Source organism: Veillonella sp. oral taxon 158, from assembly GCF_018376515.1.
Classification (GTDB): domain Bacteria; phylum Bacillota; class Negativicutes; order Veillonellales; family Veillonellaceae; genus Veillonella; species Veillonella rogosae.
Genome location: NZ_JAHABE010000002.1, coordinates 162,890 through 178,171 on the forward strand (window position 1 = coordinate 162,890; position 15,282 = coordinate 178,171).

The following is a 15,282-nucleotide window of genomic DNA, read 5'->3' on the forward strand; positions in this document are numbered from 1 at the left end:
CCATATGGTGTCTTTTATGTAAGCTATTATATTATACATTGTATATAATTAGTGTCAAATTTTGATGGCTTTAATCAAATATATTATAAAGCGCGCGTTAAAATTTCACGAGCTACTTCTGGTGTTACATCGCCTTTTTCACCAAGTCGAGTCATACCATGGTCTTCTAATTGTTTCACAATTTTATCAACTGCTTCTTCGCCAAGACCATAGTCTTTCAAATGCGTAGATACGCCAAGGGACTCGAAGAATTCACGCGTTTTAGCGATAGCCTTATCTGCTTTTTCTTCTGTTGTACCTTCTGTAATATGCCATACACGTGTAGCATATTGTGCCAATTTTTCAAGCTTGTCTGCTTTTTTCACTTCTAACAATGCAGGCAATACGATAGCTAATGTAATTCCATGGTCAAGATGGTACGCCGCAGTTAACTCATGACCGATAAGATGTGTTGCCCAGTCTTGTGGCACACCTGCACCAATCAACCCGTTTAATGCCAAGGTAGAAGCCAACACGTGATTAGCACGAATATCGTAGTTTTCTGGATTTTCTACCGTTTCTTTGCCGATTTCAATCATAGTTTTTAAAATACCTTCACTGAAGCGGTCTTGAATACGGCCCTCTACAGGATATGTTAAATATTGCTCTGTGGTATGCACAAAGGTATCAATAACGCCATTCTTAACTTGTTTTTCAGGCAATGTGAAAGTCAATGTTGGATCAAGCATGGAAAACTTAGGGAATACTAAGCTACTGAATACAGGGAATTTTCCGTCACCATAAGTAATAACTGCACCATTGTTCATTTCAGAACCTGTGGCAGGTAGAGTCATCACTGTACCAAATGGTAATGGATTTGGCACCATTTCCACTGGAACCGCTGGTACACCAGCTTTCATAACTTCAATGACAGGACCATCATAAGTAGCGCCCATAACGATAAGTTTTGTAGCATCTACTACAGAACCGCCGCCTACAGCGAGAACGAAATCTACACCATGTTCTTTAATGAAAACTACCGCACGTTCACACGTTTCAAGAGATGGGTTTGGCTCAATACCGCCAAATTGTTCTACCTTGCGGTTGCCAAGGACTTTCACAATACGATCAATAAGGCCACTACGCACTGCAGAGCCTCCACCATAGGTAATAAGCACCTTTGCATCCTTTGGTACCAATGTATCTAATTCATCTAAACGGTCTTTACCGAATACGATATGGGTTGGATTATAAAAATCAAAGTTAAACATGGTAGCCTCCTATATAGACCTAGATCCACAGTTAAATTAATTGTAATACTTATATTAAATTGTAATTGTAATTGTAATTGTAATACTAAATTATAATGTATATATTAAACTGTAACATTTAAATTAAGTTGTATAAAACTTATTGATTATATTATACCATTTTTCGATATTTTTAGATATGCTAAAAACTATTATTATAATTACATATTTATATTTAGCAAGCTATAAGTATCGGTATCATAATTTATGTGTTAATTACATAATTTATGTGTTAATTACATAATTTACGTGCTAATTACATGCTAAGATATATAACTTTAATCTATAGCTAACTCATATGTATTTCTCTATATACAAAATCCAACTCACATGATAGGATATTTACATTACATATGTTGTAGAAAGGGATGTTATTATGAAATTAAAAAAATTTATTGCCCCTCTCCTCGTTGGTGTACTTGCATTCGCCATCGCTGGTTGCGGCAACAATACTAATCAAGCAGGCCAAACGCCTAAAGAAGTAAAAATCGGTGCTACTGCAGGACCTCATGCTCAAGTAGCTGAAGCAGTTGCCAAAGAGGCTAAAAAACAAGGTATCGACCTTAAAGTAGTAGAGTTCTCCGATTATGTAACACCAGATAAAGCTCTCGCTGATGGTGACATTCAATTAAATGCGTATCAACACGTACCATTCATGGAAAACTTTAACAAACAAAACGGTTCCAAATTAGTAGCTATTGGCAAAACTATTTTGATGCCAATGGGTTTATACAGTAACTCTGTACGCAGTGCGGCTGACGTTCCAGAAGGCTCCATCGTAGCGATTCCTAATGACCCAACTAATGGTGGTCGTGGTCTTGCACTACTTGCTAAAGCAGGTCTTATTACTTTGAAAGATGGCGTTGGCTTCAAAGCAACTGTAGCAGATATTACATCTAACCCTAAAAATCTTCAAATCCAAGAGTTAGAAGCAGCTCAATTGCCTCGTAGCCTAGATGACGTTGTAGTAGCAGCGATTCCTATGAACTACGTTCAAAGCGCTGGTCTTAACGTAGAGAAACAAGGTTTCTTCTTAGAACCTAAAGATGAGCCTTTAGCGGTTATGATCCTTGCTGTTCGTGAACAAGACAAAGACAACGAAACATACAAAAAAATTGCAGACATCTACAAATCTGATGCCATCAAACAATTCATCAATGATACTTTCAAAGGTACCATTACATCTGCAAACTAAATAAACAAGAACCGATCTCTATCAAACTAGAGGTCGGTTCTTTTATTTATAATGCCAAAAAGCGATACCCTAATCAATTTAGAGTATCGCTTTTATTTTATTCTTCCGTATCGAAGGTAACATCTAGTGGTTGACGTTCCACGATATTGCGATAACGAACGCGTGGATAGCCCATCAAGATGGCACCAGCGATAATCTTATCCTCTGGTACACCTAAAAGCTCCAACAATGGTTCGTATTCTGCTTCGCCTGCATGTTCAAAGAAGCCTGCCCAACAAGTACCAAGACCTAAAGTTGGTGCATAAAGCTCTGCATAAGACAAGCAAGAGTGCCCGCTATCATGAGTGCGATGAATATCTTTTTTAGAACCGATTGCAACTACGAGAGCTGGCGCATCGCGCAAGATGTATTCCTTGCCTTTATCTACTTCCGCTTGAGCAGCACGAGCATACAGACGCATGATAGGTGCTGTTTTTGCAGCTAAGTGCATCCACTCAAGAACGAGATCAGCAATGCGACGCAATTTTTGTTTGTCACGTACTACGATATACGAAATACCTTGTGTATTAGTTGCTGTTGGCGCCATTCTTGCAACGTTTAACACTTTGCGAATGAGCTCAGCAGGAACTGGTTTATTTTGATAGTTACGAATAGAGCGACGACTGCGTAAAAACAACTCAGCTTGCTCTGGCGTTAACTTAGGCTCCTGTGTAATATCGATTTGCTCCTTACGCGGTGTCAAGTCGCTGTCGAGAGCAAGTGTGGGACATACGGAAATACAATGCCCACAAGAGATACAACCTCCCTTGCCAGTTATAGGCCCATCATCGGACATCACCAGCAATCCTGTCGGACAGTCAGCTACGCAAAGGCCGCATCGTGTACAGACTTCTGTATTGACGGTAAATAACATCTGATAAATCCTCCAAAAACTACTATAAAGGTTATTATAACACACAAAATCATATGATATCTAGTTTTAACCAATTAGTCTAATTGTAATGGAGCTAATCCCTGTTTCTACATTTGCCTTTTGGATGGGGCCCCGTTTCGTTAGTACAACTTGGTAAAAAAAGTAAGTATACACTTGCTTGCTCCGTTCTTCGCAATGTCGCTGCACAAGTGTATACTTACTTTTTTATCACGTTACTTATAAAGGTGTCCCATCCCAAAGGCCAGTATAATCTATCTATAAAACTAGCCTAGCTCCATTACAATTAATCACTAAAATAAAACTCGGAAAACACCATGGTTTTACACATCATAATAAACTTTATAGTAGTGGCGCCACGCCCTCCATTTGGGAGAAACTAGCCTGCGGCTAGTCCGCAGGTTAGTTTTAAGGCTAATTTAGTCAAAACTACTTAGCGTTCTTTCCCGCGCCCCACAAAAGCATATTAAGTAAATGTCAGATGTAGCTTGTGATGGGACTAGTTAATAGCAGGCGCTCAAATAATAAAAAGAGTTCCCTATGCAGCGACTTTGCGAAGAACGGAGCAAGGAGATACCTAGTTTTCTAAAAGCTTCCCCCGCCCCACCAAAAGCAGATTGAGTAAATATCAGATGTAGCTTGTGATGGGGGAATCAGCAATATATGGTGGGCTATTAGTCGCTTGCTATGGGACTGGTTAACAGCAGGTGTTATAAAAATAAAACTAGGTATTTCTGCAGCGACTTTACGAAGGACGGAGCAAGGAGATACCTAGTTTTATTTTTAATTGAGTTGTCGTGATGAAACGGGGCCCCATAGCAAACGACTTAACTACAGCTTATATGGTGGGGCCCCATCACAAGCGGAGAAAGCATTTACTCAAATGCTTTTATAAGTTCCATGTATTCCCCTTTGTGTGTCAGTCTCCAGGTCCCAAAGTCAGGTTCTGGGGCTTCGTTTAGTTTATTGGCTAGTGCTTCCATAAATTCAGGGATTTTTGTAGCCACGATATGCCCTGCCATTTTGCCAAAGTTTTCAGATCCCATGTGTTCGGATCCGCCATCAACTAGCATAAAGGATGTAGTAGGCTTTTTATCTACTAGTTTAACAGAGCCGTGGAATCCAATTTCACCAATTTGGTGTGTACCACAAGAGTGCGGACATCCAGAGATGTGTAAACGAGGGAGTTTTCTGGTATCTACACCCTTCGCTTCAAGGTGTGTAAAGATTGCTTTTAATAGACCATTGGAGTCTTGAATCCCGATTTGGCATACCGTAGAACCTACACAGGATACGGAACGACGGAATTCATTGATAGCACTATCATCTGTCAAGTCTGCGATCTTACGTGCTTCATCAGCGGTGAGATTGATGAAATACAGTGATTGATCAGGTGCAATACGAGCTTCAACTTGGTCTAATGTCACTGCATAATCAAGAGCAGATAAGAGATGTTCAACGTTTGCATCACCACCGACTGGATGGTATTCCACATAGTAAAGGCCTTCTTGTTTTTGACGATAAATACGATGGTTCACCACAGAGTCGTCGCGTTTACCCGTTTTTGTAATTTCATAGGCGTAATCAGCAGGATTTATCCTTAGCTGTTCTACCTCTTTTACCATAGCCAAGGTTTCTTCATAGGTTTTGATGAAAGCTTCGGCTCCACCCATTTCAGCCGGCATGTAACGTGTACGAGCTTTACCACGGTTCTTGAAATTACCGTGATTAGCAAATACCATAAGCATAGCTTTCACATAATACAATACATCCTCAGGTTGCACATCGTGAGCCACAGGAATACCCATGCGAGGGTTTGGTCCTAGTCCACCGCAAGCATAGACATCAAAGGTATTATGTTTAGTTAAATTAAACCCAAGATCTTTAAACGTAGTGTGCGGCGTACTGTCAAAACCATTGTCGATAGCCATTTTAAATTTACGTGGAAGCTTGATATAAAATATTTGCTCCATAAGGAACTCGCTAATAGCCGCCGCATAAGGTGTAATATCTAGGGTTTCTCGAGGATCAATGCCCCTTAGAATACTGGCCACCACATTAGGGTTATCACCACCAGCACCACGATTATAAATACCATGTTCATGACACTCTTTAAAAAGATTTAGTATTGTATCACCATCAAGACCATGCATTTGTAAACATTGACCAGTCGTAAAGTGCACATGCTGTAAATTGTATTTACGAATTGATTCCGCCAAAAACTGCATATGCTCACGCGTCATGCGGCCTCCATTAAAACGCCAACGGCTCATACTAGAGTTAGCACCCCGTTCCGCGTAGCTACCAAACGCACCAGATTCACCTTTATAATCTGCGATAGACATTTCTTTTTTATAAAACTTATGCGTCATATCTTCAAACTTTGGATAATCTGCAATTAATCGATCTTTCAACTCTTGTGTAATCATATTATTACCCTCTTGGCTTATATCTATTAAGCATAATTCATAACTTTGTAATGGTTAGTATACCATACACGAATAGGTATGTTTATAGCTAAGCTCACAAATTTAAATGCCAAATACTAATACTATAATTTACAATCTGTAATAATTATTACTTTTAAAATCATTATCTCTAGAACATTAAAGACAAAAAAGAACAGCCCGAAAGCTGTTCTCTTATGTTAAGTTCTGAAATTATAGTAACGGTACTAGATTAACTAGTTCAGGTCATATCCTACACTTGAGGATTATACGCGACCTTCGTTAGGGTTATTATAAGCCTCTTTATCGATAGTACCCATGATTTTATCTACTACGAGAGCATTTGTTAAGGAACCGGATACGTTCAAGCATGTACGGCCCATGTCGATCAATGGATCGATAGCAAGGATCGGACTGATAGATGTGAAGTACGCACCAAGGCCTGTACCACTAAGAGATACGGATGCAGCCATTGTAGCAGTACCAGGAACGCCTGCGATACCAACGGAACCGATTGCGATAACGATAACACTCATGATGTACATAGTCATATCGAATGGAATATTCGCTACGTTAGAAATGTACACTACAACAAGTGCTGGGAATACGCCGGCACAACCTTGCATGCCTGCAGTAGTACCGAAGGATGCTACTGTATTAGCAGTTGTTGCATTTACGCCAAGACGTTTTGTCAATGTTTCAACAGTTAACGGCAATACGCCCATAGAGGAACGGGATGTGAAAGCCAACAATAATGGAGCTTTCGCTTTCTTGAAGTATGTAATCGGGTTGTAACCAAAGCTAGCAATCAAGATAGCTTGAACAACGAACATAATCAAGATACCAACGTAAAGTAATACTACGAATAAGCCCATATCAAGGATAGCTTGTAGGCCACGAGTTGCCAATGTAGAAGCTAACAATGCAACTACACCGTATGGCATAAGGCCAATGATGAAGTCTGCTACCCAAGAGATCAATTGGTGAAGCTCATCAAACAGTTTAGTAAAAATCTCCATGGAGTTTGTGCCAGTTTGTTTTAATAGACGAGCTACGCTACCTAAGATAATAGCGAACACCACGATACCGATAACATTTGTTTCAGCAGCCGCTTGAATTGGGTTGCTTGGAATCAAAGCACGGAATGTATCAACCATCGGTTTAATTTCACGAATCTTTTTACCGGATTCGACGATATCAAAGCCTTGACCCAAACCAAAGGCGTTACCTAAGATAAGGCCAACCACAGCAGCAACTGCTACCATGCCAAGGTTTGTAGAAACCATTGCCACTACTAACTTCTTAAGATTAGCACCTGCTTCCATGTGCAAAATAACGTGTACAATGGAGATAAAAACGATAGGAATAACAAGCATGCGGATTAAGTCGATGAAGCCACCACCTACTAGGGAGAACCACTTCGTACTTTCCTTGATATAAACAACTTTAGATGGATCATCAGGGAAGCCTGCAATAACTTGAATTGCTACACCAAGTATAGCACCGACAATAGTACCAATAATAACGAGATTACCGAAGGATGTGCCCTTGCGTTGCAATACAAAAATACCAATTAACGCAAGTACAAACACTGCGATAATACCAATACTTAGTGGATTGCTTAACATGAGGTAATCTGTAAAGAATGGAATATTCATAATACACCTCTTTAATTCATATCACAATAATAGGTTATGAATTTAGTATAGCATATATCGAAAAAAATACAAGTACAATATTCGTGATTTTATAATAAAATATATTTTTATTTTGCAATATACAGACATATAAAAGGCGACCTTCCAAGGAAGATCGCCTTTATTGTATCTAGTTATTATATTATCTATTAACTAAGATATATGTAACGCGGATAGGACCATGAGCACCATCTACAGTTACGAGCTCGATATCAGCCGTACGAGACGGACCAGAAATCAAGCAGATATTTGTAGGGAATTTGGATGGATCGTTGTGGTAACGTTCAGCCAAGTTTTCCATTGTTTGTGTCATGCGTGGGTTGATTGTATCAGTATATAATACAGCAACATGAGTTTCTGGCAACAAGCTGATTGCACGACCAGACTCTTCACCAGATGCTTGTACTACAGTAGCTGTTTCAGCAATACCGCAGTATGGGAATGTAATACCGATATCTGCATTGGCAGTGTTGGAGATACATTCTTCACGACCTTTAGCTGGGTCCCATTGGAAGTATGTACGAACACCACCATTAGAAGCTGCGTCTTTTTCGAATAATTCTTTTAATTTATATTCTTCAACCTCAGAAGTGCTTGGGAAGATTACCTTACCATTACCACGTTCTTCGATAACAGCCATAATAGTTTCACCCAATTTATCAGGTGTAGTATCTACGAATTTTGTACCTACTCGTTCACATTGCTCTTTGAACATAGTGATAACTTGTTCACGAGATAATTCTTTGAACATATTTTCTTGAGGACCATGGCTATAATCAAAAGCCGGTACAAATGTAGGCACTTGATCACGGCCTAATGCACGAGATAAACGTGCAACAAATTGATTACGTTTAACTTCATCCATTATTTTTTCTCCTTTTTCTTGTTCTTTTCATGTTCAGCATATAAATCACGGAATTTCTTGAACTTCAATGTACCCATTTCTTTGGATTTAGTCCAGCCATTCATTACTGGAACAGCTTGAGTCCATGTAGGCATATTGCCTTCTTTGTTACTAATTAAGTTCATGCCGATAGCGCCAGCTTTTGTACCAAGATCGAACAATGTGGAGTTGCCGAACATCTTAGCAGCTGCAGTGAAGATAGCTTCTTCAGCTTTTGGACGAGTTTTTTCGATGTCAGCCATAATGTGACGGTGTTCCATCAACAACTCATGCAATGGAATAGCTACTGGACAGTTTTCTGTACATGCGCCGCACAATGTGGAAGCGTATGGAAGATCGCCTGCTACATCGTAACCTTTGAACAATGGAGTCAATACAGCACCCATTGGGCCTGGATATACGGAGCCATAACCGTGACCAGAAATGTGGCGGTATACAGGGCAGATATTCATACATGCACCACAACGGATACAACGAAGCATTTCTTGGAATGTACCACCCAAGATACCGGAACGACCGTTGTCGATGATAATGATATGAGTTTCTTCAGGGCCATCAGCTTCACCAGCGCGAGCAGGACCAGTCATCATGGAGAAGTAGTTGGAAATTTTAGCACCTACTGCAGAGCGGTTCAACATTTCCATCATAACGTCAAGAGCTTTGAAGTTAGGAACGATACGCTCAGTACCTAAGAAGATTAATTGAGTCTTAGGAATGGAACTTGCCATACGACCGTTACCTTCATTGGAAACGATAGTACAAGTACCGGACTCAGCTACCGCAAAGTTACAACCGTTAACGCCTACGTCAGCTTTCAAGAAGCGCTCACGTACATAACCACGTACGAAGTGAGTCATTTCTGTAGGGTTTTCAGTACCTGTGTAACCTAATTTTTCAGCGAAGATTTCGCGGATTTTGTTACGTTCAAAGTGAAGACCTGGTACTACGATGTGAGATGGAGGACTTACTGCAGTTTGCAAAATAAATTCAGCCAAGTCAGTTTCGTTTACTTCGATACCAGCTTCTTCTAATACTTCGTTCAAACCAATTTCTTCAGTTAAGATAGTTTTGGATTTTACGATCATTTTTGCTTCGCGTTGACGAAGGATATCTAAAGCGATTTGAGTCGCTTCTTTATCGTCGAATGCAAAGTGAACTTTAGAACCAGCTTTTTCAGCGTTTTCAGCAAATTGATTTACATAGTAATCCAAATGATTAAGTACGTGATCGCGAATTTCAGCTGCTTCAGCGCGGAAATCTAACCATTCAGGAACATCCGCAACTACTGTATTACGTTTATCATAAAACACGTCTTGTGCTTTTTTGATGGCTGCTACTTTGAAATCGTCAGCCAAACATTCTTGTATACGTGTTTTATAGGGGCGATTGTCATATATAAGTGCCATGTCGTCTCCTCCTTAACGGCAGTTTAAGATTTCAGCAATATGCATTACTTTGATACGGCGATCGATTACGCCTTCTTTATGAAGACGATCAAGCATACCAGCGATGTTCATCAAGCACGCTTGGTCAGAACCAGAAATAACGTTAGCACCTGTGCTAGCAATTTCCAATGCTTTTTCGCGTGTCATAACTTCACTAATTTCAGGGTTTTTAACGGAGAAAGTACCGCCGAAACCGCAGCAACGGTCTGCACGTGGTAATTCGATCAAGTTGATATCTTTAACGTTTTTAAGGAGTTTGAAAGGAGGCTCTTTAATGCCCATCAAACGAGTTACGTGGCAAGATGTGTGGTATGTAACGGAGTCGTTGAAACGAGCACCTACATCTTCTACACCTAATACGTCAGTAATGAATTGAGTGAACTCGTAAATTTTGCCGCTCAATCGTTCTGCACGTGCCAACCACTCAGGTTGATCTTTCAAGAAATGATGATATTCATCACGGATTGCAAATGCGCAAGAGCCGGACATGCTGACTACATATTCAGCGTTCTCGAAGCATTCGATTGTGTTCTTAATAGCGTCCATAGCCGCTTCATTGTAACCAGAGTTAGTGAACATTTGTCCACAACATACTTGTTTCTTAGGAACTACGAGCTCGCAACCTAATCTTTCAAGTACTTCTACACCAGCCATGCCCACATGTGGGTAGAACATGTCAATCAAACACTGTTGGAAAAGATGAATTTTCATATTATCGTCCTCGTCTTTTCTAGTACTTAACCTAATAAAAAATTTTGATATGTATGCGTTATGGCAAGAATTCTAATGAAATTTTTCAATAATTTTCTGCCCGAAACATTACTTATGCTTTCAAATAAATATTCAAAAGCTTTATCGATATAATTATAAATTAATCCTATAGAAAATGTCCAAAGGATTGCTATATTCGTATGTACCCTTTTAATTCTTATATCGTTATGACTTTTTGTAATAATAAACATTGTTTTTTATCACATCCATTATTTTATTTATCAATTTTTCTTGTAAAAGCTATATAAAACCTAGATTTTGCGAATGTTTATCATTTTGCATTTTCAAAGGTCAAAAAACCTTGTTTTTACCGTAATTCATCGTATTTTTACATAAATAGCAGTAGAATCTCAAATTCATGTAAATTTTATCCTTATATATTACATTTTCTTATAGTAGTGTATAAATTTAAAAAGTGTTATAATTTATTTTATATAAGTATAGTTTGAAAGGAGCCTTTTTCAATGAAACTAAATAAATTATCTTTGTCCTTGGCAATCACATTGGCCCTTGGTTCCACATTCGGCATGGCTCACGCTGAAACAACCGCGGCACATACAAAAGCAAAAACAACAACAGTAACAAATACACAAGCTAAAGCAACACCTGCGAAAGCTACAACTGCTAAAACAACTGCAAAAGCAGATACTAAAGCTACAGAAGCTAAACCAGCTACAGCTGAAAAAGCTACTGAAGCAAAAGCGGAAGCTAAACCAGCGGCAAAAACAACAGAAGCTAAAACAACAACTAAAGCTAAAGAAACATTGCCAGCAGGCGTGTACACAGACACTAAAGACAACTGGGCACGCGATGCGATCCAAGCGATGTCTCAAGCTGGTTACCTTTCCGGTTACTCTGACAATACTTTCAAACCTAGCGCTCAAATCACACGTGAACAAGCAGCTGCTATTTATGGTAAAGTGTTGCAACATAACTTAAACGAACAAGAATTAGCTGATATCGTAACTAAAGAATCCGCTACTTCCTACTCTGACGTAGAAGCAGATCGTTGGTCTAACTCCGCTATCAAATTGGTAAGCGCTGCAGGCGTTATGCAAGGCACATCTAAAACAGCTTTCACACCTAGCAAAACTATGAACCGTGAAGAGTTTGTTGCCTCTGCTGCTAGCTTAGCCAAAAAATTAAACATTACAACTCCTGTGAAAACAGAAAAAATAAGATTTAAAGATGAAGATAGCATTTCTTTAGATTATGTGGCAGATATTAACTACATGGCAGAACGTGGCATTGTAGCGTCTGGCACAACAGAAAACTTTAACCCTAAACAACCTGTAACAAGAGCACAAGCGGCTACAATTTTGAACCGCATGCTTAACGGTGCTGGCCTTGCTACACCAAAACACGCTGCACCTGAAGCTAAAGCTGAAACAGCTGTAAAAGAAGATGCTAAAAAAGTAGAAAAAGCAGTTGAAAAAGATGCATCTAAAGTAAGTAAAGATGCAAAAAAAGATGTAGCTAAACTAGATAAAGACGCTAAAAAAGATGCTGCAAAAGCTGATAAAGCGGTAAAAGAAGATGCTAAGAAAGCGGAAAAAGCTGCTAAAGCTGATGCTAAAAAAGTAGAAAAAGACGTAAAACACAATAAAAATGAAGCAGTAGCTCAAAAAACTGAACCTACGCGCACAGTTCGCCCTGTTCGTCGCAGTACTTTAAAAGCACTTGATCAAAAACAACAATCCTCCTTGGAAGATAAAGTATTCGTAGAGTTAAATAAAACTTACAAAACACCAGAAGCTTTCCAAGATTATGGTGTAATGTACTGGCGTGACAACCAATTACACGTAGCGTTGAAATCAGATAGCGATATTTCCACAGTAAAAGCTAACCTTGCTTCTCGTGGCGATTCCACTGTTAATAACTACGTTGTAGTTGAACCATCCCAATACAGCCAAACTGAATACGATGCAATCGATGCGAACTTCCGCAACTACTACAGCAAAAACGAAAAAGCTGGCACAATCTTAGCTACATTCCCTGATGTAGAAAACAACCAACTTTACGCTGTAGTATCCACTGCATCTAAAGACACTCAACAAGGAATCTCTAAATTATTCGGTTCCAAAGTAAAAATGACAGTAAAACGCTAATCGGCGTTACACTTAACCAGCCAAGGCAGCGTATACTCGATAGTATTACGCTGCTTTGTTGTATATCACTATACATGCCCCTATTGACTATATTACGACGAATATAGATTTTTATGCTGGTGAAAGTTTATATTCTACGGCTATCGAGCGTTAGCCTTTACCAAGATTAGGAAGGATTTTTATGTACAAGAATACCTCTTACACATTACGTGCCCTTGTTTTAGGCACATTATTAGCTGCCACAGGCCTTGGTTTTGCCTCTGCCAATACAACAACTACGACTAATGCTCCTACAACTACAATTGAATCTACTAAAGCTGAATCTACTTTACAAGCCCCTACAGTTGGCTCCGCTAAAGCAGCTCCATCTAATGTGAACGTTGCTAAAGCAGAAGCCTCTACAAAGGCAACACCTGTAGTTGTAAACAAATCTATTGGTACTCCGCAAGATATCCAAAAGATTCGCGCCCACATCTTCACAGATGTACCTAGCGATTTTTGGGCTGCAAACTCCATTAGTACTGTAACCAAAGCAAATCTAATGAAAGGTTACTCTGACGGCACATTCCGACCTAATCAACCTATGACACGTGAAGAAGTAGCAGCACTCTTCAACAACATTACTGATGATGGGACTGCAGCATTCTTATCTAGCAAATTTAAAGATATTACATCTGACCGTTGGTCTGCTCTTGCCATCGAGTCCGTAGCTCGCAAAAATATCATTAGCGGCTATGGCGACGAAACATATAAACCTGAAAAATATATGTCTCGTCAAGAATTTGCTGTAGTAGCAGATAACTACCTTCACTACTTAGGGTATACTACAGAGGATCCAACAGCCCTCGATAATATTGCTTACGGAGACCAAAAATTCGTAGCCCCTTGGGCTCAAGATGCAGTTCGTGAACTTGCATCCCTTGGCTTCACACTCTACACGCCAGGCACATTATTCAATCCTGAAAAATACATAACACGTGCAGAGGCTGCTGAGATTGCGTATCGCATGACACAAACGGAACAATCCCTTGCATTCCACAACACCTTGTTCAAACAACAAGTGGAAAATAAAACAGCTAAGATCATCAGCAAAGCTTTAAACTATGACAACGACTTCACAAAATTCCGTCAAGATGGGGCCCTCTTCTGGGAAGCAGGTCAATTACATGCATCCTTAACAGATCAAAAGAAAGCTGACCTCGTTACTAACGCTATCGCACAAGCTCATGATCCACAATTAGATAGAGCTGTAGTTGTATCAAAAGGTAAATTGACACAAGAACAACTAGAGGATTATCAATCCGATGCGATTTCCCTGTACCAAGAGAAGGAACCGCAAGGAAAAATTCTTTCCATCACACCAAATACTGATACAAGTGCCCTTCTTATTACAGTTGATTCCATTCAAAAACCAACGCTAAAAGCATTCAAAAAGAAATTTGGTGAGAAAGTGTTCCTACAACTACCACCAGAGCCACTTACAAACACAAATGGAGCAATTCAATTCCCATTGCCTCCACGGGTAAATTATTACAACGACAAACAGTAAATAAGGGAAACCTAAAAAGAACCGCCCCATTGGGAGCGGTTCTTTTCACAATTAAACAGCTGTTACTATACACACAATCGAATTCACACGGTTCGATTATTATTTTGTTACATCATTTTGGCGGTCACGTAAGTTACCAACTGGTATGTATACAGTGCCTGCACTGTGGATTGTATCCACATCTTGTTGCAAGATCATTACAACGGAATAATCATCAGCTGTGTAGAACTCAGTCGGCATTTTGTCGATATTTACATCGCCGCCTAGTTTCTCTTTCACTTCTTGATTATTATTAATAGCATTCACTAACTCTTTTTTGTTAAGACCACCGAGGTCATACAAGGATAATTGACGACCTGTTGTAGTATTAAACGTGAAGCCTTTTACATAGTTCACACCATTTGCATCGCGATCACGCATTGTGTATGTGTGAATCAATACGCTGAGAATGCCATTTTTATCTGTTTTAACATCGTAGTACATCACTACATTTGTTTTATCAGCTTCTTTAGCATTTAATTTCTCTACGTCATTTTGTACTTTAGCAACATATTTTTTAATAGTTGTATTGATTGCTTTTTCTACAGTTGGGCTAACGGATTTAACCTCTGGGAATACTAAGTCTAAATGATCTGTAGTGGATTCCACAGGAGATACTGCTACCTCTTTGCGGTCCATATAACGGTCCGCATTAGGTGATACCACCTCAACTGCATTGCGGTCAACTTTAGATACTACAGAGCGCAACACACGATTTTGCTCTGGAGTCGCAGTGCTAGAGATACGGTGTGTTAAATCATTACGGCTTACTTTATTCGTATCAGCTTGAGCCGCTTGCACTGTTGCAGTATCTTTAGTTACAGGAATTGCTTCGCTTGCTGCGAAGGATACTACTGGCAATGCAGCAGCCATCATGATGAGTACAGACTGTTTTAATTTCATTGTT

Annotated in this window: 11 protein-coding genes; 3 read left to right on the plus strand and 8 right to left on the minus strand. The window is 39.5% G+C overall.

Translation table 11 applies throughout. From position 1 onward, the window contains the following. Positions 1 to 83 precede the first annotated feature (83 nt). Positions 84 to 1,250, minus strand: a complete 1,167-nt coding sequence (locus tag KH364_RS01940; protein WP_273298254.1) for an iron-containing alcohol dehydrogenase — start codon at positions 1,248 to 1,250, stop codon at positions 84 to 86. A gap of 415 nt (positions 1,251 to 1,665) precedes the next feature. Here KH364_RS01940 and KH364_RS01945 point away from each other — a divergent pair, with 415 nt between their 5' ends. Further along, positions 1,666 to 2,484, plus strand: a complete 819-nt coding sequence (locus tag KH364_RS01945; RefSeq protein WP_273298255.1) for a MetQ/NlpA family ABC transporter substrate-binding protein — start codon at positions 1,666 to 1,668, stop codon at positions 2,482 to 2,484. Between the two features lie 97 nt (positions 2,485 to 2,581). Here the strand turns inward: KH364_RS01945 and KH364_RS01950 are convergent, their stop codons facing one another. The 6 genes from KH364_RS01950 to KH364_RS01975 form a co-directional block, all read right to left on the minus strand. Continuing rightward, positions 2,582 to 3,397 (minus strand): nitroreductase family protein, encoded by an 816-nt coding sequence (locus KH364_RS01950; RefSeq protein ID WP_009352294.1) that lies wholly within the window; start codon positions 3,395 to 3,397, stop codon positions 2,582 to 2,584. An 893-nt stretch (positions 3,398 to 4,290) separates the two neighbouring features. Then, a complete protein-coding gene (locus tag KH364_RS01955) occupies positions 4,291 to 5,844 on the minus strand; it encodes a nitrite/sulfite reductase (RefSeq protein ID WP_273298258.1) in 1,554 nt (517 codons plus the stop codon). Between the two features lie 284 nt (positions 5,845 to 6,128). Beyond that, positions 6,129 to 7,520, minus strand: a complete 1,392-nt coding sequence (locus tag KH364_RS01960) for a cation:dicarboxylase symporter family transporter (RefSeq protein WP_273298260.1) — start codon at positions 7,518 to 7,520, stop codon at positions 6,129 to 6,131. 181 nt (positions 7,521 to 7,701) lie between these two features. After that, a complete protein-coding gene (locus KH364_RS01965) occupies positions 7,702 to 8,424 on the minus strand; it encodes a lactate utilization protein C (RefSeq protein ID WP_273298263.1) in 723 nt (240 codons plus the stop codon). After that, positions 8,424 to 9,869, minus strand: coding sequence for a LutB/LldF family L-lactate oxidation iron-sulfur protein (locus tag KH364_RS01970; RefSeq protein ID WP_105081691.1), 1,446 nt, complete (start codon positions 9,867 to 9,869; stop codon positions 8,424 to 8,426). The genes KH364_RS01965 and KH364_RS01970 overlap by 1 nt, the downstream gene beginning before the upstream one ends. 12 nt (positions 9,870 to 9,881) lie before the next feature. Continuing rightward, the gene (locus tag KH364_RS01975) at positions 9,882 to 10,619 is read right to left on the minus strand and encodes a (Fe-S)-binding protein (RefSeq protein ID WP_105098171.1); all 738 of its coding nucleotides are present in this window, start codon (positions 10,617 to 10,619) and stop codon (positions 9,882 to 9,884) included. A gap of 524 nt (positions 10,620 to 11,143) precedes the next feature. Here KH364_RS01975 and KH364_RS01980 point away from each other — a divergent pair. Further along, on the plus strand, positions 11,144 to 12,787 hold the full coding sequence (locus KH364_RS01980; RefSeq protein ID WP_273298266.1) for an S-layer homology domain-containing protein: 1,644 nt from the start codon (positions 11,144 to 11,146) through the stop codon (positions 12,785 to 12,787). Positions 12,788 to 12,968: 181 nt separating this feature from the next. Continuing rightward, on the plus strand, positions 12,969 to 14,336 hold the full coding sequence (locus KH364_RS01985; RefSeq protein ID WP_273298268.1) for an S-layer homology domain-containing protein: 1,368 nt from the start codon (positions 12,969 to 12,971) through the stop codon (positions 14,334 to 14,336). Positions 14,337 to 14,435: 99 nt separating this feature from the next. On the opposite strand, the gene KH364_RS01990 is transcribed toward KH364_RS01985, so the two are convergent. After that, positions 14,436 to 15,278, minus strand: a complete 843-nt coding sequence (locus KH364_RS01990; protein WP_273298270.1) for a hypothetical protein — start codon at positions 15,276 to 15,278, stop codon at positions 14,436 to 14,438. Positions 15,279 to 15,282: the final 4 nt, after the last annotated feature.

What these genes read in the sequence shown, in the direction of transcription:
- KH364_RS01955 (WP_273298258.1), bottom strand. Translation starts at nt 5,844, where the DNA reads ATGATTACACAAGAGTTGAAAGATCGATTAATTGCAGATTATCCAAAG.
- KH364_RS01945 (WP_273298255.1), top strand. Translation starts at nt 1,666, where the DNA reads ATGAAATTAAAAAAATTTATTGCCCCTCTCCTCGTTGGTGTACTTGCA.
- KH364_RS01965 (WP_273298263.1), bottom strand. Translation starts at nt 8,424, where the DNA reads ATGGATGAAGTTAAACGTAATCAATTTGTTGCACGTTTATCTCGTGCA.
- KH364_RS01940 (WP_273298254.1), bottom strand. Translation starts at nt 1,250, where the DNA reads ATGTTTAACTTTGATTTTTATAATCCAACCCATATCGTATTCGGTAAA.
- KH364_RS01985 (WP_273298268.1), top strand. Translation starts at nt 12,969, where the DNA reads ATGTACAAGAATACCTCTTACACATTACGTGCCCTTGTTTTAGGCACA.
- KH364_RS01980 (WP_273298266.1), top strand. Translation starts at nt 11,144, where the DNA reads ATGAAACTAAATAAATTATCTTTGTCCTTGGCAATCACATTGGCCCTT.
- KH364_RS01990 (WP_273298270.1), bottom strand. Translation starts at nt 15,278, where the DNA reads ATGAAATTAAAACAGTCTGTACTCATCATGATGGCTGCTGCATTGCCA.
- KH364_RS01960 (WP_273298260.1), bottom strand. Translation starts at nt 7,520, where the DNA reads ATGAATATTCCATTCTTTACAGATTACCTCATGTTAAGCAATCCACTA.
- KH364_RS01975 (WP_105098171.1), bottom strand. Translation starts at nt 10,619, where the DNA reads ATGAAAATTCATCTTTTCCAACAGTGTTTGATTGACATGTTCTACCCA.
- KH364_RS01970 (WP_105081691.1), bottom strand. Translation starts at nt 9,869, where the DNA reads ATGGCACTTATATATGACAATCGCCCCTATAAAACACGTATACAAGAA.
- KH364_RS01950 (WP_009352294.1), bottom strand. Translation starts at nt 3,397, where the DNA reads ATGTTATTTACCGTCAATACAGAAGTCTGTACACGATGCGGCCTTTGC.